Source organism: Enterobacter sp. ENT02 (assembly GCF_019219165.1).
Classification (GTDB): Bacteria; Pseudomonadota; Gammaproteobacteria; order Enterobacterales; family Enterobacteriaceae; genus Enterobacter; species Enterobacter mori.
The window spans coordinates 45,747-68,557 of the sequence record NZ_JAHUWD010000003.1 but is presented as its reverse complement, the minus strand read 5'-3'; the positions used below and the strand labels follow the sequence as shown (position 1 = coordinate 68,557).

Annotated in this window: 17 protein-coding genes; 6 read left to right on the top strand and 11 right to left on the bottom strand. The window is 54.8% G+C overall.

Annotated features, from left to right (window positions below; genetic code table 11):
- Window positions 1–65: 65 nt before the first annotated feature.
- Window positions 66–1,712 carry a dihydroxyacetone kinase subunit DhaK gene (locus tag KW829_RS11275; protein WP_218308246.1) on the bottom strand — a complete coding sequence of 549 codons (1,647 nt, stop codon included), beginning with the start codon at window positions 1,710–1,712 and terminating at the stop codon, window positions 66–68.
- 137 nt (window positions 1,713–1,849) lie between these two features.
- On the opposite strand from KW829_RS11275, the gene KW829_RS11270 reads away from it, so the two are divergent.
- Window positions 1,850–3,352: a helicase HerA-like C-terminal domain-containing protein gene (locus KW829_RS11270; RefSeq protein WP_218308245.1), complete on the top strand. Its 1,503-nt coding sequence runs from the start codon at window positions 1,850–1,852 to the stop codon at window positions 3,350–3,352.
- Here KW829_RS11270 and KW829_RS11265 read toward each other — a convergent pair.
- Entirely contained in the window at window positions 3,332–4,273 is a 942-nt protein-coding gene (locus KW829_RS11265) for a TIGR01212 family radical SAM protein (RefSeq protein WP_218308476.1), read from the bottom strand. The genes KW829_RS11270 and KW829_RS11265 overlap by 21 nt on opposite strands.
- 687 nt (window positions 4,274–4,960) lie before the next feature.
- Here KW829_RS11265 and gltB point away from each other — a divergent pair.
- Together gltB and gltD are read left to right on the top strand one after the other, a co-directional pair.
- Complete coding sequence (gene gltB, locus KW829_RS11260; protein ID WP_218308244.1) at window positions 4,961–9,421, top strand: glutamate synthase large subunit; 4,461 nt, start codon at window positions 4,961–4,963, stop codon at window positions 9,419–9,421.
- A 9-nt stretch (window positions 9,422–9,430) separates the two neighbouring features.
- Complete coding sequence (gene gltD, locus KW829_RS11255; RefSeq protein WP_089597758.1) at window positions 9,431–10,849, top strand: glutamate synthase subunit GltD; 1,419 nt, start codon at window positions 9,431–9,433, stop codon at window positions 10,847–10,849.
- Window positions 10,850–10,880: 31 nt separating this feature from the next.
- On the opposite strand, the gene KW829_RS11250 is transcribed toward gltD, so the two are convergent.
- The 9 genes from KW829_RS11250 to zapE form a co-directional block, all read right to left on the bottom strand.
- A complete protein-coding gene (locus KW829_RS11250) occupies window positions 10,881–11,432 on the bottom strand; it encodes a hypothetical protein (protein ID WP_172701286.1) in 552 nt (183 codons plus the stop codon).
- Complete coding sequence (locus KW829_RS11245) at window positions 11,429–13,855, bottom strand: fimbrial biogenesis outer membrane usher protein (RefSeq protein WP_218308243.1); 2,427 nt, start codon at window positions 13,853–13,855, stop codon at window positions 11,429–11,431. Before KW829_RS11245 ends, KW829_RS11250 begins: the two co-directional genes overlap by 4 nt.
- A 6-nt stretch (window positions 13,856–13,861) precedes the next feature.
- Window positions 13,862–14,569 carry a fimbria/pilus chaperone family protein gene (locus tag KW829_RS11240; protein ID WP_218308242.1) on the bottom strand — a complete coding sequence of 236 codons (708 nt, stop codon included), beginning with the start codon at window positions 14,567–14,569 and terminating at the stop codon, window positions 13,862–13,864.
- 109 nt (window positions 14,570–14,678) lie between these two features.
- Window positions 14,679–15,350 carry a DUF1120 domain-containing protein gene (locus KW829_RS11235; protein ID WP_089597761.1) on the bottom strand — a complete coding sequence of 224 codons (672 nt, stop codon included), beginning with the start codon at window positions 15,348–15,350 and terminating at the stop codon, window positions 14,679–14,681.
- A 427-nt stretch (window positions 15,351–15,777) separates the two neighbouring features.
- On the bottom strand, window positions 15,778–16,275 hold the full coding sequence (gene sspB / locus KW829_RS11230; protein ID WP_010436112.1) for a ClpXP protease specificity-enhancing factor: 498 nt from the start codon (window positions 16,273–16,275) through the stop codon (window positions 15,778–15,780).
- A 5-nt stretch (window positions 16,276–16,280) separates the two neighbouring features.
- Complete coding sequence (sspA, locus tag KW829_RS11225) at window positions 16,281–16,919, bottom strand: stringent starvation protein SspA (RefSeq protein ID WP_010436114.1); 639 nt, start codon at window positions 16,917–16,919, stop codon at window positions 16,281–16,283.
- A 306-nt stretch (window positions 16,920–17,225) separates the two neighbouring features.
- Complete coding sequence (rpsI, locus tag KW829_RS11220; RefSeq protein WP_003860436.1) at window positions 17,226–17,618, bottom strand: 30S ribosomal protein S9; 393 nt, start codon at window positions 17,616–17,618, stop codon at window positions 17,226–17,228.
- A gap of 15 nt (window positions 17,619–17,633) precedes the next feature.
- The gene (gene rplM / locus KW829_RS11215; RefSeq protein ID WP_006178824.1) at window positions 17,634–18,062 is read right to left on the bottom strand and encodes a 50S ribosomal protein L13; all 429 of its coding nucleotides are present in this window, start codon (window positions 18,060–18,062) and stop codon (window positions 17,634–17,636) included.
- 292 nt (window positions 18,063–18,354) lie between these two features.
- The gene (zapE, locus tag KW829_RS11210; protein ID WP_010436123.1) at window positions 18,355–19,479 is read right to left on the bottom strand and encodes a cell division protein ZapE; all 1,125 of its coding nucleotides are present in this window, start codon (window positions 19,477–19,479) and stop codon (window positions 18,355–18,357) included.
- Between the two features lie 189 nt (window positions 19,480–19,668).
- On the opposite strand from zapE, the gene zapG reads away from it, so the two are divergent.
- From zapG to degS, 3 genes are all read left to right on the top strand, one after another.
- Window positions 19,669–20,067 carry a Z-ring associated protein ZapG gene (zapG, locus tag KW829_RS11205; protein ID WP_010436126.1) on the top strand — a complete coding sequence of 133 codons (399 nt, stop codon included), beginning with the start codon at window positions 19,669–19,671 and terminating at the stop codon, window positions 20,065–20,067.
- A gap of 170 nt (window positions 20,068–20,237) precedes the next feature.
- Entirely contained in the window at window positions 20,238–21,605 is a 1,368-nt protein-coding gene (gene degQ / locus KW829_RS11200) for a serine endoprotease DegQ (protein WP_010436128.1), read from the top strand.
- Window positions 21,606–21,697: 92 nt separating this feature from the next.
- Window positions 21,698–22,765, top strand: a complete 1,068-nt coding sequence (degS, locus tag KW829_RS11195; protein ID WP_089598450.1) for an outer membrane-stress sensor serine endopeptidase DegS — start codon at window positions 21,698–21,700, stop codon at window positions 22,763–22,765.
- Window positions 22,766–22,811: the final 46 nt, after the last annotated feature.

Here is a 22,811-nt window from a genome sequence, read left to right as displayed (position 1 = left end):
TGATGCCCTCACCCCAACCCTCTCCCACGGGGAGAGGGCGCAAACACTAAAAACGGTAACAGCCGTTACCGTTTTGCTTCTACCATGGCTTTAAACACCTCTGCCACCGCGACCGCTCCCGGATCCATCACCCCGTCCAGATTCTCTTTATTCACATACGACGAGCGCCCCGCTCCGGCTTTCTCCATTTTCGCCGTTGCCTCTGCCCCCTGCTGTGCCGCCTGCGCCGCTGACTGAAGATCTTTTTTCTGCAAGGCCTCCAGCGCCGGTTGTAGCGCGTCGATCAGCGTGCGATCGCCAAGATCTGCGCCGCCATACTGCTTCATCTGCGCCAGTCCGCTGAGCAATGCCTCCGGTAGAGGCTGTCCATAGTGAAGCTTTTGTCCGGCCGCCGTGAAGAAGATCGACATCAGCACCCCGCTCGATCCGCCCATCACCGTCGCCAGCCGCTCGCCCACCAGCAGCAGCAGCGTCGACACGTCGTTCAGCGGAAGTTTGTGCTCCTCCAGACGCTGCGCAATATCCCGCGCACCTTGCGCAAAGGTGGAGCCCGTATCCCCGTCGCCCACTTTCGCATCCAGCGCGTTCAGGCGATTTTCAAGTTCGATCAGCGTCCCGGTTACCGAGGAGACATACTCACTCACCCGCGGGTTTTCCGACGGGGTGTATTCCACGCGATCGTGAAGGGCGCTATGCGCAACGGTACGTAAAGGTGCGAACGGCACGGGCTTCTGCCAGCCCAGCGTCTCGACCTCGGCGTGAATCGCCTTTTCGAAGAAATCGTTGAGCTTCAGCAGCGTCAGAGAAAAGCCTTTCATGTCCAGCGCGCTCACCAGCGGCGCCGGACCAATCAGGTACGCAATGTTCTCTTTCAGCGCCGAATGCGCCAGCTCTTTGGTCAGTAACGCCATTTCGAGCGCCGAGACGCCGCCGAGGTTGTTAATCAGCACGGCAAAGCGCCCTTCGCCCGCCTGCGTTTTGAGCGGCGTCACCAGCGTGTCGATAATCGCTTTGCTGTTTTGCGTATCCACCACGGACGCCCCCGGCTCACCGTGAATGCCCAGACCCAGCTCGACGTGGCCTTGCTTTATCCGCCCCTCTTCCTCGTCGCTGCCGGGCAGGTTACAGGTTTGCATCGCAACGCCCAGGCTCCAGAGGTTGTCGCAGGCCTGTTGCGCAATATCCCGCACCTCACTCAACGATTTCCCGTGCTCCGCCGCATAGCCCGCAATCTTATGCACCAGCGCCGTACCGGCAATACCGCGCGGCTGCTTGTTGTCCGGCAGCGCGATATCGTCCGCCACAATCACCATCTCCACCTTCAGGCCGTAGCGTTTGGCCTTTTCTGCCGCCAGACCAAAATTCAGGCGGTCACCGGTGTAATTTTTGACGATCAGCAGGCAGCCGCGATCGCCCGTGACCGCCACAATGGCATTCAACACCGCATCCACACTCGGCGAGGCAAACAGGTCGCCACATACCGCCGCCGTGAGCATCCCTTTTCCGACAAACCCAGCGTGCGCCGGTTCGTGGCCGGAACCCCCACCGGAGATCACCGCTACGCGGCTTTTATCCCAGTCGCCGCGCGCAACAATTCGAATGGCAGGATCAACATCAAGCTTGACGAGGTTTCCGTGCGGAGCAGAAATCAGAATGCCTTCAATAGCATCGTTAACCAGTTGTTTGCGATCATTAAAAAAGAATCTGGACATACATTCCCAAAATGTTGTGAACCGTATGCAAAAGCATAGTCCGCGCTGGATAATGCGCCGCAAAGTCAGGAATTTACTCAACCAAATTGCGGCCAGGTTGCCTATACTCCACCCAGGACAAAGAGAGGAAGCGCATCATGAGTACACCATTGTTAATTGCCCGGACGCTGGAAAAAGAGCTGTATTTACTGCCCGCGATGGCGAACCGCCATGGTCTGATCACCGGAGCGACCGGGACGGGGAAAACCGTCACCCTGCAAAAGCTGGCGGAGTCGCTTTCGGAGATTGGCGTACCGGTCTTTATGGCTGACGTGAAAGGCGATTTAACCGGTGTAGCTCAGGAAGGGACGGCCTCTGAGAAACTGCTGGAACGGCTGAAGAATATTGGCATCACGGACTGGACGCCGCATAGCAATCCGGTGGTGGTGTGGGATATCTTTGGTGAGAAAGGCCACCCGGTGCGCGCCACCGTCTCCGATCTCGGCCCGCTGCTGCTGGCCCGTCTGCTTAACCTCAACGACGTACAGTCCGGCGTGCTAAACATTATCTTCCGTATTGCCGACGATCAGGGACTGCTTCTGCTTGATTTCAAAGATCTGCGCGCCATTACCCAGTACATCGGCGATAACGCCAAATCTTTCCAGAACCAGTACGGCAACATCAGCAGCGCCTCGGTAGGGGCCATTCAGCGTGGGTTGCTGACCCTGGAGCAACAGGGGGCCGAACACTTCTTCGGCGAGCCGATGCTGGATATCAAAGACTGGATGCGCACCGACAGCAGCGGCAAAGGCATCATCAACATTCTGAGTTCAGAAAAGCTCTACCAGATGCCAAAGCTCTACGCCGCCAGCCTGCTGTGGATGCTCTCCGAACTGTACGAACAGTTACCTGAAGCGGGCGATCTGGAAAAACCGAAGCTGGTCTTCTTCTTTGACGAAGCGCACCTGCTGTTTAACGACGCGCCGCAGGTATTGCTGGATAAAATTGAACAGGTCATTCGCCTGATCCGCTCCAAAGGCGTTGGCGTCTGGTTTGTGTCGCAAAACCCGTCGGATATCCCGGATAACGTGCTCGGTCAGCTTGGTAACCGCGTGCAGCACGCCCTGCGCGCCTTTACGCCAAAAGATCAGAAAGCAGTAAAAGCCGCCGCGCAAACCATGCGCGCCAATCCGGCCTTTGATACCGAAGCGGCGATTCAGGCGTTAGGCACCGGTGAAGCGCTGATCTCGTTCCTGGATGCGAAGGGCAGCCCATCCGTGGTGGAACGCACTATGGTGATCGCGCCCCGCTCGCGCATGGGGCCGGTTACCGACGATGAACGCAACGGCCTGATTAACCACTCTCCGGTTTACGGAAAGTACGAAGACGAAGTGGACCGGGAGTCCGCGTTCGAGATGCTGCAAAAAGGGGTTCAGGCGACAACGGAATCGCAGGATGCGCCTGCCGCAAAAGGGCAGTCTGTCGCCGTGGATGACGGTATTCTCGGGGGGCTCAAAGACATCCTCTTCGGCAGCACCGGGCCGCGCGGCGGCAAGCGCGACGGCGTGGTACAAACCATGGCGAAAAGTGCCGCACGACAGGTCACTAATCAGATAGTGCGCGGTATGCTGGGAAGCCTGTTAGGCGGCCGTCGCCGGTAGACGGGGAACCCACGGGCGGCCAAGCGCCGACCCCTGTACACCGTTCTCCTGTAGATAGCGGTCGATTTCCACCATCCCCGTCCAGCGGTTCTCACACCATAGCGGTGCCAGAAGCGTTGGACGGCGGGCGCTGGCGGAGATGCGGTGGTAGACAATTTCTGGCGGTGTGTGGCGAATCATCTCCCCTGCCGTCACCGTATAGTCGTCGAGCTCAATACCGCTTAACCGCCCTGCTTCCCAGGCTTTCGCCATAATGCTTCCCGTAACGATATGCAGCGGATGCAGCTTAATGCCGTCCACGCCGGTCTCAACCACCTTTTCCAGCGTTTCAAGACCATGCTGTTGACCTTCGCCGGGTAACCCAACAATCAGATGCGAACAGACTTTCAGCCCACGCTCACGGGCCAGCCGCGTGGTGCGCTGGTAGCAGGCGAAATCATGACCGCGATTGATGCGGTGCAGGGTTTTGTCGTGCGCGGTTTGCAAGCCCAGCTCCAGCCAGATCTCGTAGCCTTGTTCTTTGTACTCGCTGAGCAGGTCCTGCACCGCGTCCGGTACGCAGTCCGGGCGCGTCCCCACGCATAGCCCTACGATGCTAGCCTGGCTGACCGCCTGCTGATACATCGAGCGCAGCACCTGCACCTCCCCCCACGTGCTGGTGTAGGCCTGGAAATAGGCCAGATACTGCTTCGCGCGGTTCACCAGGCTCGCCTGGTGCGCGAGCTGTTCCGCGATAGAGTGATGCTGCTGAGCTTCGTCAGCAAAGGACGCAACGTTACAGAAGGTGCAGCCGCCGCGCCCGATGGTGCCATCGCGATTCGGGCAGCTAAACCCGCCGTGCAGCGTCAGCTTATGAACCTTTTGTCCGTATCGCTGCAAAAGATCCCCACCAAACATATTGACTAATTTCTGTAACTGCATAATCTGATAGACCGTCCCGGAGAAAGGGGACAAGCCTGCCATTTTTAGCCTCTGTCGGCGATGACCTGGATCAATCGCCCTGGACGGCCTTTATCCATATGAATAAATACTCAAGATTACTGCAATTTCATTCACGCCACTCGTAATTACTTTTCCTTATGTTCTGATTGTTTTTTTCATTTATAGCGCCACCACTGAAAAACAGTGGGTTTATGCGGGTTTGCAGTCAATGCCAGATTATTATTCTGCTATAAAACGGCTATTCAGCACGCTACATTGATAATACCGCTTTCATATAGTGAGTCAGATCACACTCCGCTGCGTTCTGTCAGGGCATACAATCAATGTAAAAATAGTTAAATACCCTTTAATTACAATCAGATAAACCCTCTTTAGCACATTTTTGTATAAATAAGATTGCCATTTGACCTGTGTACCAATTCCCGATAAGTTGGAAATCCGCTGGAAGCTTTCTGGATGAGCGGCCTGCTCATCATATTTATGCAGTAATTGAGATTCCCTCTGAAGCAAGTCCTCAAACTTGTTTACCTGCGCGAAAGGATGAAAAAGAGGGCGAATGCGAGGTCCGCGTATGAAACGCAAACCCCGTCGCCATGCTCTTTCTGTGCCTGTGCGCCACGGTAAAGTTCAGTGGGAAGCCCGACGAGCCTGGGGAGGTTCACTGATATGTTGTACGATAAATCCCTTGAGAAGGATAACTGTGGTTTCGGCCTGATCGCCCACATAGAAGGCGAACCTAGCCACAAGGTAGTGCGTACTGCTATTCACGCACTGGCCCGAATGCAGCACCGTGGCGCCATCCTTGCCGATGGTAAAACCGGCGACGGTTGCGGCCTGCTGCTGCAAAAACCGGATCGTTTCTTCCGCATCGTGGCGGAAGAGCGCGGCTGGCGTTTAGCCAAAAACTACGCTGTCGGCATGCTGTTCCTGAATCAGGATCCTGAAAAGGCTGCCGCCTCACGCCGCATCGTCGAAGAAGAACTTCAGCGTGAAACCCTGTCGATTGTCGGCTGGCGCGATGTGCCAACCAACGAAGGGGTGCTCGGTGAAATCGCCCTCTCCTCGCTGCCTCGTATTGAACAGATTTTCGTTAACGCGCCTGCGGGCTGGCGTCCGCGTGATATGGAACGCCGTCTGTTTATCGCCCGCCGTCGCATTGAAAAACGTCTCCAGGACGATAAAGAGTTCTACGTCTGTAGCCTCTCTAACCTGGTGAACATCTATAAAGGTCTGTGTATGCCGGCTGACCTGCCGCGCTTCTACCTGGACCTGGCGGATCTGCGTCTGGAATCGGCCATTTGCCTGTTCCACCAGCGCTTCTCCACCAACACCGTTCCACGCTGGCCGCTGGCTCAGCCGTTCCGCTACCTGGCGCACAACGGCGAAATCAACACCATTACCGGTAACCGCCAGTGGGCCCGCGCCCGTACCTATAAGTTCCAGACGCCACTGATCCCTGACCTGCATGATGCCGCGCCGTTCGTGAACGAAACCGGCTCTGACTCCAGCTCCATGGATAACATGCTGGAACTGCTGCTGGCAGGCGGGATGGACATCGTGCGCGCCATGCGTCTGCTTGTGCCACCAGCATGGCAGAACAACCCGGATATGGACCCTGAGCTGCGCGCGTTCTTCGACTTTAACTCCATGCACATGGAGCCGTGGGACGGCCCGGCGGGCATCGTGATGTCCGACGGCCGTTTTGCCGCCTGTAACCTGGACCGTAACGGTCTGCGTCCGGCGCGCTACGTCATCACCAAAGATAAGCTCATCACCTGCGCGTCTGAGGTTGGGATCTGGGATTACCAGCCTGACGAAGTGGTCGAGAAGGGCCGCGTCGGTCCGGGCGAGCTGATGGTTATCGACACCCGTGGTGGGCGCATCCTGCACTCCGCCGAAACCGACAACGATCTGAAAAGTCGCCATCCGTACAAAGAGTGGATGGAGAAAAATGTCCGTCGTCTGGTGCCGTTCGAAGATCTGCCGGACGAAGAAGTGGGCAGCCGCGAGCTGGACGACGATACCCTCGCAAGCTTCCAGAAGCAGTTTAACTACAGCGCGGAAGAGCTGGACTCCGTCATCCGCGTACTGGGTGAAAACGGTCAGGAAGCGGTCGGCTCCATGGGTGACGATACCCCGTTTGCCGTGCTCTCCAGCCAGCCGCGCATTATTTACGACTACTTCCGTCAGCAGTTCGCGCAGGTCACCAACCCGCCGATCGATCCGCTGCGTGAAGCGCACGTGATGTCGCTGGCAACCAGCATCGGCCGCGAGATGAACGTCTTCTGCGAAGCCGAAGGCCAGGCGCACCGTCTGACCTTTAAATCGCCGATCCTGCTGTACTCCGATTTCAAACAGCTCACTACGCTGAAAGAGGATCACTACCGCGCCGACACGCTCGATATTACGTTCGACGTGACCGAGGCGACCCTCGAAAAGACGGTGAATGCGCTGTGTGATAAAGCTGAACAGATGGTGCGTAACGGTACCGTTCTGCTGGTGCTGTCTGACCGCAATATCGCGAAAAACCGTCTGCCGTTACCCGCACCAATGGCGGTGGGTGCTATCCAGACGCGTCTTGTCGATAAGAGCCTGCGCTGCGACGCCAACATCATTGTTGAAACCGCCAGCGCCCGCGACCCGCATCACTTTGCCGTGCTGTTAGGCTTTGGCGCGACGGCGATCTACCCGTATCTGGCCTACGAAACGCTGGCTCGTCTGGTCGATACCCGCGCGATCGACAAAGATTACCGCGCGGTAATGCTGAACTACCGCAACGGCATCAATAAAGGCCTGTATAAGATCATGTCCAAAATGGGCATCTCGACTATCGCCTCTTACCGCTGTTCGAAGCTGTTTGAAGCGGTCGGCCTGCATGACGATGTCGCAAATCTCTGCTTCCAGGGTGTGATCAGCCGTATCGGCGGCGCCGGTTTTGCTGACTTCCAGCAGGATCTGGTGAACCTGTCAAAACGCGCCTGGCTGGCACGTAAGCCGCTGGATCAGGGCGGTCTGCTGAAATACGTTCACGGCGGCGAATACCACGCCTATAACCCGGACGTGGTGCGCACGCTGCAACAGGCGGTTCAGAGCGGTGAATACAGCGATTATCAGCAGTACGCTGAGCTGGTAAACAACCGTCCGGCGGCAACGCTGCGCGACCTCATTGCCCTGAACCCAGGTGACGAAGCCGTCAGCATCGACGACGTAGAGCCTGCAACCGAGCTGTTCAAACGCTTCGATACCGCGGCGATGTCCATCGGCGCGCTGAGCCCGGAAGCCCACGAAGCGCTGGCGGAAGCCATGAACAGCATCGGCGGCAACTCCAACTCCGGCGAAGGCGGTGAAGACCCAGCGCGTTACGGCACTAACAAGGTCTCCCGTATCAAGCAGGTGGCATCCGGTCGCTTTGGCGTGACGCCTGCGTACCTGGTCAACGCCGACGTGATTCAGATTAAAGTCGCTCAGGGTGCTAAACCGGGCGAAGGCGGTCAGTTGCCGGGTGATAAAGTTACCCCATACATCGCCAAACTGCGCTATTCCGTACCGGGCGTGACGCTGATCTCCCCGCCGCCACACCACGATATCTACTCTATCGAGGACTTAGCGCAGCTGATTTTCGACCTGAAACAGGTCAACCCGAAAGCGATGATCTCCGTGAAGCTGGTTTCCGAACCGGGCGTCGGCACCATCGCCACCGGTGTGGCGAAAGCCTATGCGGATCTCATCACCATCGCCGGCTACGATGGCGGTACCGGCGCAAGCCCGCTCTCCTCCGTGAAATACGCGGGTTGCCCGTGGGAGCTTGGCCTGGTGGAAACCCAGCAGGCGCTGGTGGCGAACGGCCTGCGTCACAAGATCCGTCTGCAGGTGGACGGTGGTCTGAAAACTGGCCTCGACATTATCAAGGCGGCAATCCTCGGTGCGGAAAGCTTCGGCTTCGGTACCGGCCCGATGGTTGCGCTGGGCTGTAAATACCTGCGTATTTGCCACCTGAACAACTGCGCAACCGGTGTTGCTACCCAGGACGAGAAGCTGCGTAAGAACCACTATCACGGCCTGCCGTTCAAAGTGACCAACTACTTTGACTTCATCGCCCGTGAAACCCGCGAGCTGATGGCGCAGCTGGGCGTGAAGCGCCTGGTCGACCTGATTGGCCGTACCGACCTGCTGAAAGAGCTGGAAGGTTTCACCGCCAAGCAGCAGAAACTAGAGCTGAGCAAGCTGCTGGAAACCGCGCAGCCGCATCCTGGCAAAGCGGTTTACTGCACCGAGAACAACCCGCCGTTCGATAACGGCGTGCTGAACGCGCAGCTGCTGCAGCAGGCGAAACCGTACGTGGACGAGAAGCAGAGCAAAACGTTCTGGTTTGATATCCGCAACACCGACCGCTCCGTGGGTGCCTCCCTCTCCGGTTATATCGCGCAAACGCACGGTGACCAGGGGCTGGCGGCGGATCCGATTACTGCGCACTTCAGCGGTACCGCGGGTCAGAGCTTCGGCGTGTGGAACGCAGGCGGCGTTGAGCTGTACCTGACTGGTGATGCCAACGACTACGTCGGTAAAGGCATGGCGGGCGGTCTGCTGGCGGTGCGTCCTCCGGTCGGCTCAGCCTTCCGCAGCCATGAAGCGAGCATCATCGGTAACACCTGCCTGTACGGCGCGACCGGCGGTCGTCTGTTCGCAGCAGGTCGTGCGGGCGAGCGTTTTGCGGTGCGTAACTCTGGTGCTATCACCGTGGTGGAAGGCATTGGCGATAACGGTTGTGAATACATGACGGGCGGGATTGTTTGCGTAATGGGTAAAACCGGCGTGAACTTCGGCGCGGGCATGACGGGCGGTTTTGCGTACGTCCTGGACGAAGACGGTGAGTTCCGCAAACGCGTGAACCCGGAGCTGGTGGAAGTGCTGGACGTTGATACGCAGGCCATCCACGAAGAACACTTGCGCGGTTTGATTACCGAACACGTGCAGCATACCGGTTCTTCGCGCGGAGAAGAGATCCTGGCGAACTGGCCTGCGTTCTCAGCGAAATTCGCGCTGGTTAAACCGAAGTCCAGCGATGTTAAAGCCCTGTTGGGTCACCGTAGTCGTAGCGCAGCAGAGCTGCGCGTGCAGGCGCAGTAAGGAATTCAGATGAGCCAGAACGTATACCAGTTTATCGACCTGCAGCGTGTTGATCCGCCAAAGAAACCGCTGAAGATCCGCAAAATTGAATTTGTAGAAATCTACGAGCCGTTTTCAGAAGGCCAGGCCAAAGCGCAGGCAGACCGCTGCCTGTCCTGCGGTAACCCTTACTGCGAATGGAAATGCCCGGTCCACAACTACATCCCGAACTGGCTGAAACTGGCCAACGAAGGACGTATTTTTGAAGCCGCCGAGCTGTCTCACCAGACCAACACCCTGCCGGAAGTGTGCGGCCGCGTGTGCCCTCAGGACCGCCTGTGTGAAGGCTCCTGTACGCTGAACGACGAGTTCGGCGCGGTGACCATCGGCAACATTGAGCGCTATATCAACGATAAAGCGTTCGAGATGGGCTGGCGTCCGGATATGACCGGCGTGCGTCAAACCGACAAGCGCGTGGCAATCATCGGCGCGGGCCCGGCGGGCCTTGCCTGTGCGGACGTCCTGACCCGTAACGGCGTGAAGGCGGTGGTCTTTGACCGCCATCCGGAGATCGGCGGTCTGCTGACCTTCGGCATCCCGGCCTTCAAGCTGGAAAAAGAGGTCATGACCCGTCGCCGTGAAATCTTCACTGGCATGGGCATTGAGTTCAAACTGAATGTGGAAGTGGGCCGCGACGTGCAGCTCGACGACCTGCTGAAGGATTACGACGCCGTGTTCCTCGGCGTGGGCACCTATCAGTCCATGCGCGGCGGTCTGGAGAACGAAGAGGCACCAGGCGTTTATGATGCCCTGCCGTTCCTGATTGCCAACACCAAGCAGATCATGGGCTACGGCGAAACTGCCGACGAGCCGTTCGTCAGCATGGAAGGCAAACGCGTGGTGGTGCTGGGCGGCGGTGATACCGCGATGGACTGCGTGCGTACGTCTATTCGTCAGAATGCGGCGCATGTGATCTGCGCCTATCGTCGTGACGAAGAGAACATGCCTGGTTCTAAACGCGAAGTGAAAAATGCGCGTGAAGAGGGCGTAGAGTTCCAGTTCAACATCCAGCCTCTGGGCATTGAAGTGAATGCCAACGGTAAAGTGAGTGGCGTGAAGATGGCGCGCACCGAGATGGGTGCACCAGATGCCAAGGGTCGTCGTCGCGCTGAGATCGTGGCAGGCTCCGAACATGTGATCCCGGCCGATGCCGTCGTCATGGCGTTTGGTTTCCGTCCTCATAGTATGGAATGGCTTGCGAAACACAGCGTTGAGCTGGATTCACAGGGCCGCGTGATTGCACCTGAAGGCAGCGACAACGCATTCCAGACCAGCAACCCGAAAATCTTCGCCGGTGGCGATATTGTTCGCGGCTCTGACCTGGTGGTCACCGCCATTGCCGAAGGGCGTAAAGCGGCCGACGGGATTATGAATTACCTGGAAGTGTAACGAGAATGGCCCGGCATACACCGGGCCATTATTATTTCTTGAGAAGCTGCCAGGACAAATCACTCTCCAGAGCGGTTTGATCTGAAATATGGTCGAACGCGCTGTCATTCAGTACCGGGAAAATCGTGACGGTAAAATTCATTTGCTGGCCACTGGGTACTTTGCCATTTTCCACCGCAATGACCGCCTCGTTATTACGAATATAGAGCGATGCACCATTATCGTTTTCCGGCGTAAAGTTCACCTGATCGGTTGTTTTCCCCACGTTATAGCTTTTACCGTCAAGCGTCAGGTTGCTGACTTTAATCGCCACACCGCCATTCTGACCAAACTGGAAACGCCCTTTCTGGCCGGAAGCGCCTTGTATAAGGGTTGCCATCTGCTGCTTTTCCGGGCAATAGACGCTGACGTTAATGTCTTTATCCGGCATTTTGTTCCAGCTCTGCTGGCTCGAAACAATGTTATCGCGTCGCATCTGATGATAATCGACCACCTGCTGAGAGAGCGTTAACTGGCAATCTTCCGCATACAAAATGCAGGGTAAAGCAAGCAGCAGGAGCGCTGCCAGACGTTGAATGTTCATCGACATACTCCGTTTACTTCCTCATAAAACGCGTCTTCGTCATGCTTTTCAGGAAGCGTGAAAACAAGCTTACACAAACGTTGATTTTCATCATTGATGGCATAAAGTGCGGTAACCTGGTCGGCATCGTTCAGGAAGACATGCCCATCATCAACCACCGTCACCACGTAGTTATCTTTCGCATCCACCACGGACAGGCCTTTCGCGAGCGGCTTACCGTCGGCCTGCTTAATACGCAACATCACGCGACGGCTGTTCAGTACCTTAAAGCTCACTTCGCTTACCGAACCATGTGCAGCAGCGATATATTTGGTACCGTTTGCCAGCGTCATGCTTTGCGGGAGTTTGTTTGCATCCACTTCGATGCGTGAGTTACGCCACTCGGTCAGTCCAGGGATGACAGCCTGCCCCCAGCGGTCAGTCCAGACGGTACCTTGTGGCGTGGTGATTTCGACCCCCGCCTTCGGTTCGCTGAGTTTGGCAATCGCAAAGGTATCCTTGATGGAATATGGCGAGAAGGTCACGCCGTCCTTATGCATCGCAATACCGCCCGACAGCGTTGCATTGTAGTTGCGCTGGTGATCGCCGCTTGTCCCCCCACCTACACTAAGTTGGGTATAGTGCAGATTGGTATTGATGTTGCCGTTGAAGCTGTTTTCCTGCGATTCATCATCACGATCGGCAGAAATATAGTAGTTGGTGTCATTACCCAATGCGCCGCTGTTTGCCAGGCCATAGCTGGTGCTGTCACCCTGCTTGCGCATATATGAACTCAGGCTCTGCGAACCGCCTAACGGAATGCTGAGGTTGATATAGAGCAAATCGTCGTCCTGGTCGTCATCCGTGCTGCCCACTGCGCTTTGCCAGTTGACGTTGACCGAGGCATATTTGAAGGTTTTACCCCATGACAACAGTAAATAACGAGAATCCTCACCGTCTCCCGCAGCCTGGTTGTAGCTTAAACCTGCGCTGAATGCTCCTGCCAGCGGAGTTGACCAGCGGATATTGGCAGAATAACTGTTGTCATAGCCCTGATAATCATCATCCATGGCATCCGCCAGTTCGCGATAATCACCGCTGTAATGCGCAACGCTGCCAGAGAGGCCGACGCTCTCGGTCAGCGAGTAATCGCTCTGTAATTCGTTTTTGATACCGTTGTCGCTGTCACCAAATTGCGCCTTGCTGGCAGCCATGCTGGTGGAAACGTTCCAGCCATCGGTGAGCATAAACTCAGTGCGCGCCCCTGCCGCCTGGTAATCTTCGGCTACCACGCCGGAGGCAAGCAGGTTCATCCATGGCAGTATTCGCCAGCCATCGGAAACGTTGAACACCAGCGGATCGCTATAGTCACTCTCTATACTGCGCACCTGACCTGCCGAAACGGTCAATCCATTGGGTCTTGAAAGATTGCGTGATTTCACGGAGGCTGCGGGAACAATAAAGCGGTTCGTCGAGCCGTCAGACTCAACCACGGTCACGTCCAGGTCGACGTTGTTGCGCACCATCGGTACATCATCCAGCGTAAACGGCCCCGCCGGAACCAGGGTGTTAAAGATGAGTCTGCCGTTCTGACGAACCTCCACGCGGGCCTGTGATGTCCGGGCGATACCGGACACGCTCACGCCGGAACCATCTTTCTGCAAACCGCTGGTCGGCATCAGCTGTACACCGGTGATCGGCACGCCGCTTAGCACATCGGACATGGCGTTGATTTCCCCCACCTGCATGGTCAGGCGCTGGGGAACAAACACATGCTCTGCGTAGGTATAAATGCTCTCTGCATTTCGGTTACCGTCATCATCCGTCAGGATATAACGGCTACGCAGAGACCAATCCATGGCATTGAACCTCGCCTCCAGACTTGCCTGGGAGTAGCGGTTACTGCTGCTGTCACTTCCGCTGTAATCGCTTTTGGTGCTGAATAATGAGTAGTTCAGCATGCCTGCTGTGCCGCCATGCTGGAAATTTTTAACGTCAGCGCTGATGCTGTTAATCGCTTCCTGGGGTAAATAAAGCTCTACCGCTTCCTGATTTGGCAGGGCGTTGATGACAGCCTGGGCATAATCGCTGCGAATATCGTGACAGGTTTCATTCGCCTTGATGGGAACCGGCATCAATCCTGCGAATTCCAGAAAGTCATTATCAACGCACATCGTCCCGTCTTCGCTAAAGCGAATAGCTGCCGTTCCGCGGTCGCTGCCGTTTACTTTTACCGACACCGAATGCGTTCCCGGCAAAAAGCGGGGGGCTTCAGCAAAGTAGCGGTTGAGATCGGCACCCAACCCCCGTGATTTGAGGATATCGGTATCAAACGTCACTTCCCTTGCATGCAGGGAAGTGCACTCCAGCAACATAAGAGGAATAGCGCTATAAATCACAGCGCGCACAAAAAGTGCAAGTTGGCTTTTTTTACGCACTGCCATAATCCTTTATTTTTTATTGAGATCCGAGATAAAGCTTGGGACTTCAACGCCATAGCGGCTGGCGGGGAAGAATTTAACGTTGCTATTGCCACTGACGGATTTGCCCATCGAAACCGTCATGGTTTCACCGGGTAAGATGTAGGTTTTGGCAAGCGAACCGCTGATACCTGAAGGCTGCAGCACCACGTTCTGTGCCAGGCGCACCACGTATTTGCTCGGGTTTTTCACCGTGACGGAGGTGCCTGAAGCGGTCCAGTCGAGGTACTTCCAGGCATCCGTTACCACAGCCAGCTTCGCTGGGCGAATCAGCACCGGCAGATCCTGACGAATATTGATGCCAATTTTGACTTTGTTATCGTCACTTTTCGGTGGGATGCCTTCAAAGGTCACGCGCTTGTAATGTTCAACGTCCAGCGGTTTGCTGGTTTGCAGAATAAAGCGCAGCTGCTGAGTTTGTCCGGGCTCAAGACGAACCACTGGCTGAGTGGTGACGAGTTTCAGACCTTGATCGTCCGGGAGATCCACCACATCGGTGTACAGCAGCGACGGATGGCTATCGGTGTTTTTAACGTTGATGGTCCCGCTGTGGGTCGCTTCATCAATCACCAGCAGACTGGTTTCTGGCACCATACCTGCGGCATGTACAGCAAACTGTGCAGTGAACAAGGCAGCTGCAGCGAGCGTTTTAATTAAAACAGTTTTAGAGCATGTCATATATATTCCTTGAAAGCACTACCTAACACTCCGTGTTTATGGCGCTTCTTGGTGAGAGAAATAGTGTCCTCTCGGGGTTAAATTTAACTCACTTTAAATTTGAAAAAAATTACAGATATTTAAGACTGATCGTCAACTGACCATCCAGTCGGGTATCATCGGTAATACCCAGCGTCGTGGTATTTTGAATAGCCAAAGATGTTACCAGCGGAAATGTTGCTGTCTGGAAAGCAAGCGGATCGACACTTCCTGATAATGCGACAGTAATATTGCGATTATTCTCACCCTGGCTTGAACCATCATTGCTCTTAGCCCAGGTTGTTGAACCATTCTGTTGATATATAGGATCGACCGATTTTCCGTCAGCCGTGACGTTGTTTACGTTCATGAACATGGCGTAAGAGCCAATGTTTACCGTGCCTGCTTTTCCAACCCCGTAAGTCTGGTTAGTCGCACTCTGCGCTCCACCCGTAAACGTCCCGGTAGAGACGGTTAAACCCGCGTTAGAATCGGCGCGATCGTCTATCAAATTCCAGGCAACTTTTGTTGCTGCCGTACAGGTAATCGTGAGATCGATATTCCTTTGCCCAAGCTGGTTCACGGCGGTGGATGATAATTCACCCAAGCGGATGTTGCCGTAGTCCACTACACCGCCATTGCTAAATTCAGGCGTACAGGCGGAGCTTGTCAGCGTTCCTCTAATTTTAAGTATCGCGGTTTCGGATGCAAACGTGGAATTTACGCAAAGGAATAATGTTGCAGCCAATAGAATTTTATTCATGAGTTAATCCTTAACTTATGAGTCATAGCAAATACAATATCGACGTAAACAATCCATGTTTGTCGCTATCATCCCCGTATGCAGAAAGCATGCGGCGATAATATAGAAATCCTAAATACATGCAATTTAGGTTTATTAATTATTCTTTTTAGATTTACTCAAACTATAGATGGGTTTTATAAAACAGGTGATGCAAGTCCTTTACAGGCTATTTATATTCACAATGAATATTGCTTGCGTTAAGTTATTACGAACACAACGTTATTCCAAAATATCTTTCATTTGGAATAATGCATTGCATTGTTTAAATTTCATACAAACCTATACAGGAAAAAAATATTCTCCCGGCAAGCAACAGAATATTTACATCAATAACAAAAAAATCCAGCCGACTGACGAGGGCTGGATTTTATAACGGATGAATACGTTATTTTACCACTCTAAGGGCAGGGCGCCCCCCGCGCGGCGGCGGATCGTCATCCGGATCGTTATCATCCTGGTGATCCGGTTTGTCACCATCAATAACGGACATCACCGTGTCGCTTTCGCGCTCTTCGGTTGCATCGTCATCATTCAGGCTGGCAACGTCTTCGTCATAAGCCGCTTCCGGCTCGAACATGGTACCCGCGCCGTTTTCACGCGCGTAGATAGCCAGCACGGCAGCCAGCGGCACAGAAACCTGACGCGGCACGCCGCCGAAACGCGCGTTAAAGCGCACTTCGTCGTTTGCCAGCTCCAGGTTACCCACCGCGCGCGGCGCAATGTTCAACACGATCTGTCCGTCACGTGCATATTCCATAGGAACCTGCACGTCCGGCAACGTCACATCCACAACCAGGTGCGGCGTGAGCTGGTTATCCAGCAGCCATTCATAGAAGGCGCGCAGCAGATACGGACGGCGTGGGGAAAGTTGTGACATTTCCACAGTCATTAGCCTCGGCCGAGACGCATTTCACGTTCCGGCTCAGTCAGAGAAGCCAGGAAAGAGTCGCGTTCAAATACGCGCGTCATGTAGCCTTTCAGCTCTTTCGCACCAGGACCGCTGAACTCAACACCCAGCGTAGGCAGACGCCACAGCAGCGGTGCAAGGTAGCAATCGACCAGGCTGAACTCATCGCTCAGGAAGAAAGGCTTCTGACCAAAGACTGGCGCGATTGCCAGCAGCTCTTCACGCAGTTGTTTACGTGCAGCATCCGCTTCAGACGACGTACCGTTAACGATAACGTTCATCAGCGTATACCAGTCTTTTTCGATACGCTGCATGTACAGGCGGCTTTCACCACGCGCAACAGGGTAAACAGGCATCAGTGGCGGATGCGGGAAACGCTCATCCAGGTATTCCATAATGATACGGGATTCCCACAGGGTCAGCTCGCGATCCACCAGCGTTGGTACGCTCTGGCTCGGGTTGAGATCGATCAGATCCTGAGGCGGGTTATCCTTTTCCACATGCTCGATCTCAAAACTGACACCCTTCTCGGCCAGCACGATACGAACCTGATGGCTATAAATGTCAGTAGGACCAGAAAACAGCGTCATTACCGAACGTTTGTTGGCAGCGACAGCCATGAAAACCTCCAGGTATATTCAGAATTTTACTGCTACCGGCCCACCAGGGCCAGCCAGATGATGTATTGCCCATCCCAGAGAAAACACATTGTTCAAGAATCGAACAAAAATCGAGTATTCACCGATATTTGGGCAGAAAATTGGATGATAGTTTACCAGATTTTGATGGCTTTGTGGTGAGGGGATTCTGGAAATGTGGAAAAAGAGGAGATATATCAACTCATGTTGTGGATAACCTACGCATTATCCATAAAAAAACCCGCCGAAGCGGGTTTTTCGCCAATCGTTCTGCGTAAGCAGAATGGATTAACGTTTGGAGAACTGTGGACGACGACGTGCTTTACGCAGACCCACTTTCTTACGTTCAACCTGACGCGCGTCACGAGTAACGAAGCCAGCTTTACGCAGTTCAGAACGCAGGGATTCGTCGTACTCCATCAGAGCGCGGGTGATACCGTGACGGATCGCACCTGCCTGACCGGAGATACCACCACCTTTAACGGTGATGTACAGATCCAGTTTTTCTACCATATCAACCAGTTCCAGCGGCTGGCGAACTACCATGCGGGCAGTTTCACGACCGAAGTACTGTTCCAGAGAACGTTGGTTGATTACGATTTTACCGCTGCCCGGTTTGATGAACACGCGAGCTGCGGAACTTTTGCGGCGACCAGTGCCGTAGTATTGATTTTCAGCCATTGCCTATAATCCCGATTAGATGTCAAGAACTTGCGGTTGCTGTGCCGCGTGGTTGTGCTCGTTGCCTGCGTAAACTTTCAGTTTACGGAACATAGCACGACCCAGCGGGCCTTTTGGCAGCATGCCTTTAACCGCGATTTCAATCACACGCTCAGGACGGCGAGCAATCATCTCTTCAAAGGTCGCTTCTTTGATACCACCGATGTGGCCAGTGTGGTGATAGTACACTTTGTCAGTACGCTTGTTGCCGGTTACAGCAACTTTATCAGCGTTCAGAACGATGATGTAATCACCGGTATCAACGTGCGGAGTGTATTCCGCTTTATGCTTACCGCGCAGGCGACGAGCCAGTTCAGTAGCCAGACGGCCCAGAGTTTTACCGGTCGCGTCAACAACATACCAGTCGCGCTGTACGGTTTCTGGTTTAGCTGTAAAAGTTTTCATTAAAAGCTTACCCAAATAATAAGTTACACGTTGGTGAACACCCAAACGTTTAGTCAGTTGAGGCTCACACGACAAAGTCCGGCAAACCTACCCCTTCGAATAGCACATGCCGACACATAGAAAGTTTCGGGAAAAAAACCTTCTCGTAACGTGGGGTCGCAAGATTATAGAGAAGTTGAGGTCAAAGATCGACCCTTAAATGCGATTTGGAATGGGTTTTTCGGGGTTAGATATTGTGCGGTCTGGTGCCCTCACCCCCAGCCCCTCTCCCACAGGGAGAGGGTGGCGTTTGTTATGGCATATGCTCCAGCTTGAGGTATTCCTCGCTCTGCATCTCCTGCAGGCGCGACAGGCAGCGCTGGAACTCAAACTTCAGCCGCTCACCCTGGTAAATCTCATATAAAGGAACCTCGGCGCTGACAACCAGCTTAACGTGGCGCTCGTAAAACTCGTCCACCAGCGCAATGAAGCGTCGCGCTTCGCTTTCCATCAGGCGCGTCATCACCGGCACATCCAGCACCATCACGGTGTGGAACAGGCGCGAAAGCGCGATGTAATCATGCTGGCTGCGGGCATCGACGCAGAGTGTCGCAAAGGAGACGGCCAGGGTTTGATTTTCTACGCCCTGAGTTTGTAAGGGACGATGGTTAATCTCGAGTTCCGGGGCGCGCTCACGTTTTGCCCCCGCCAGCGCCAGCCACAGTTTATCCATCTGATTTGTGGTTTCTGCGTTCAACGGCGAAAGCCACAAATGAGCCTGAGTCAGCGTGCGCAGGCGGTAATCCACGCCCGCGTCGACGTTCATGATGTCGCAATGCTGTTTTATCGCATCGATAGCGGGCAGGAAGCGCGCGCGCTGCAAACCATTGCGGTACAGCTCGTCCGGCGGGATGTTCGAGGTCGCCACGAGCGTAATCCCACGCGCAAACAGCGCTTTCATCAACCCGCCCAGCAGCATCGCATCCGTAATATCGGAAACAAAAAATTCGTCAAAGCAAAGTACGTCCGTTTCCGCCTTAAAACGGTCGGCCACAATCTCCAGCGGATCGCTTTTGCCCTGCAATGCCGTCAGCTCTTCGTGAACCCGCAGCATGAAGCGGTGAAAATGCAGGCGCTGTTTACGCGTGCCCGGCAGGCTCTGGTAGAACATGTCCATCAGCCAGGTTTTACCGCGCCCGACGCCCCCCCACATATATAAGCCACGTACCGACGCGTTAACCTGAAGTTCTTTTTTTCCCAACAACCGACCGAATGCCGCCTTCAGCCCACCGCTTTGCACCGCCTCTGCGGGTTTCGCTGTGAGCTCCTGATAAATCGTATCCAGGCGATTAACCGCTTCACGCTGGACGTCATCCGGCTGATGTGAGCCCTCGTTCAGGGCCAGTTGGTAACGCGATGAGGGTGACAGGCTTTGCATAATCTTATTGTTATTCCTTCGGTTATGACTCATCAGCAGGCGCGACTGATGAAAAAAAGGCCGTTCTACACTACGCGATGATACGTCAGGATTCCACTTCTGAAGAAATAGCGGTTATAGTGGCAATATCAGGCACAGGCAGGAGCCGAGCCAACACCCTACGGAACAACAAGACAACGGGAGAAGTTCATGACCTGGGAATATGCGCTAATCGGTTTAGTCGTCGGCATCGTCATCGGTGCTGTGGCCATGCGTTTCGGTAATCGCAAATTGCGTCAGCAGCAGTCACTGCAGTACGAACTGGAAAAGAACAAAGCCGAACTGGAAGAGTATCGTGAAGAGCTGGTCAGCCACTTTGCCCGTAGCGCCGAGCTGCTGGACAACATGGCGACCGACTATCGCCAGCTGTATCAACACATGGCGAAAAGCTCCAGCAGCCTGCTGCCGGAAATGACTGCAGAAACGAACCCGTTCCGCAACCGTCTGGCAGACTCTGAAGCGGGTAACGATCAGGCTCCGGTTCAGATGCCACGCGACTATTCGGACGGCGCGTCCGGCCTGCTGCGCGGTGGCGCAAAACGCGATTAATCGCAAAACATGAATAAATTTTACGGGCGCATCTCTTGCGCCCGTCCTTTCTTCCCGTCCCCAGCTATTATTTAGTCAAACACCTCATTGTTCAGCGGTTGAAAATTCAATAACATCAAGATGTTTTTAGGCCGTTCTTCTTTCATTCCAGGATACGAGAGTCAGCATCAATGAAGAAAAAAAACCAGCTGTTGAGCGCTTTAGCGTTAAGTGTCGGGTTATCTCTCTCGGCGTCCTTCCCTGCCCACGCGGCACTGCCTTCGCAGGTGCCGGGACAGGCAGCCATTCCTAGCCTCGCGCCGATGCTGGAAAAAGTGCTGCCCGCCGTGGTCAGCGTCCAGGTCGAAGGCACCGCGCGGCAAAGCCAGCGCGTGCCGGAAGAACTGAAGAAATACTTCGGTGATGAATCTCCCGACCAGCAGGCGCAGCCATTTGAAGGATTGGGTTCTGGGGTGATCATTGATGCGGCCAAGGGATATATCCTGACCAACAACCACGTGATCAGTCAGGCGGATAAGATCAGCGTCCAGCTCAATGATGGCCGCGAATTTGACGCCAAACTGATCGGCGGCGATGACCAGAGCGATATTGCGCTGCTGCAGATCCTAAAACCCAGCAACCTGACGCAGATTACCATTGCGGACTCCGACACGCTGCGCGTGGGGGATTTTGCCGTCGCCGTCGGCAACCCCTTCGGCCTGGGCCAGACTGCCACCTCCGGGATCGTCTCCGCACTTGGGCGCAGCGGCCTGAACCTGGAAGGGCTGGAAAACTTTATTCAAACCGACGCGTCTATTAACCGCGGTAACTCGGGTGGTGCCCTGCTCAACCTGAACGGTGAGCTTATTGGTATCAACACGGCGATCCTCGCGCCCGGCGGCGGCAGTATCGGGATTGGCTTTGCCATACCGAGCAATATGGCCAAAACCCTGTCTCAACAGCTCATTCAGTTTGGTGAAGTCAAACGTGGACTGCTGGGCATCAAAGGGATGGAGATGAGCGCGGATATCGCCAAAGCCTTTAACGTCAACGTCCAGCGCGGCGCGTTTGTCAGCGAAGTGCTGCCAAATTCCGGGTCGGCGAAAGCAGGCGTGAAATCCGGCGATGTGATCGTCAGCCTGAACGATAAACCACTGAACAGCTTCGCAGAACTGCGTTCTCGCATTGCCACCACCGAGCCTGGCGCCAAAGTGAAACTCGGTTTGATTCGCGACGGCAAACCGCTGGACGTTGAAGTCACGCTGGATAAGAGCACCTCCTCTTCCGCCAGCGCGGAGCTGATCGCCCCGGCCCTGCAAGGCGCGACGTTGAGCGACGGCCAGCTAAAAGACGGCACGAAAGGCATTACTATTGATACCGTCGAGAAGAGCAGCCCTGCCGCACAGGCGGGATTGCATCAGGATGATGTCATCATCGGCGTGAACCGCACTCGCGTGCAATCTATTGCAGAAATGCGCAAGGTGCTGGAAAGTAAGCCAACAGTCATTGCCCTGCAGGTTATGCGTGGCAAAGAGACTATCTATATTTTATTGCGCTAAGCATTTGCGACCCCGGACATCACCGCTGCATGTGATGTCCGGATAACTCATGTTATGCTGCAAACCGTTCATTTTTTAACGACACGCGCATCATGCTTTTAAAGCTCTTTCGTTCCATTGCTATCGGTTTGATCGTTGCTGGCCTGCTGTTGGTGGCTATGCCGTCTTTGCGTCAGTTCAACAAACTGACGGCCCCCCAGTTTGACAGTACGGATGAAACGCCTGCCACTTACAATCAGGCTGTTCGCCGTGCCGCACCCGCCGTGGTTAACGTTTATAACCGAGGACTGAATACCTCGGCCCATAACCAGCTGGAGATCCGCACGCTCGGCTCCGGCGTAATTATGGATGAACGTGGCTACATCATTACCAACAAGCACGTGATTAACGATGCCGACCAGATTATCGTCGCCTTGCAGGATGGTCGCGTATTTGAAGCGTTACTCGTGGGCTCGGACAGCCTCACCGACCTGGCGGTTCTTAAGATCAACGCCACGGGCGGCCTGCCCACCATTCCGATCAACCGTAAACGCACGCCACATATTGGCGACGTCGTGTTGGCGATAGGTAACCCGTACAACCTGGGCCAGACCATTACCCAGGGGATTATCAGCGCCACCGGTCGAATCGGCCTGAACCCGTCTGGGCGGCAGAATTTCCTTCAGACCGATGCCTCTATCAACCACGGTAACTCCGGCGGCGCGCTGGTGAACTCACTGGGTGAGCTCATGGGCATCAACACCCTCTCGTTCGATAAGAGTAACGATGGCGAGACGCCGGAAGGGATTGGTTTTGCGATTCCATTCCAGCTGGCAACCAAGATCATGGACAAGCTCATTCGCGACGGGCGCGTGATCCGTGGCTACATTGGTATTGGTGGACGTGAAATTGCGCCGATGCATACCCAGGGCGGTGGGATCGACCAGATTCAGGGGATTGTGGTGAATGAAGTGTCGCCAGGTGGCCCGGCCGCTAATGCGGGTATTCAGGTTAATGATGTCATTGTGTCGGTTAATGGCACGCCAGCAGTTTCTGCTCTCGAAACGATGGATCAGGTGGCGGAAATCCGACCTGGCTCAATCATCCCTGTTGAAGTCATGCGGAATGATAAGAAGCTGACGATTCAGGTGACGATTCAGGAATACCCGGCGACAAACTGATGTGTATAAAAAAACCGAAGCACAGGCTTCGGTTTTTTTTGCCGGG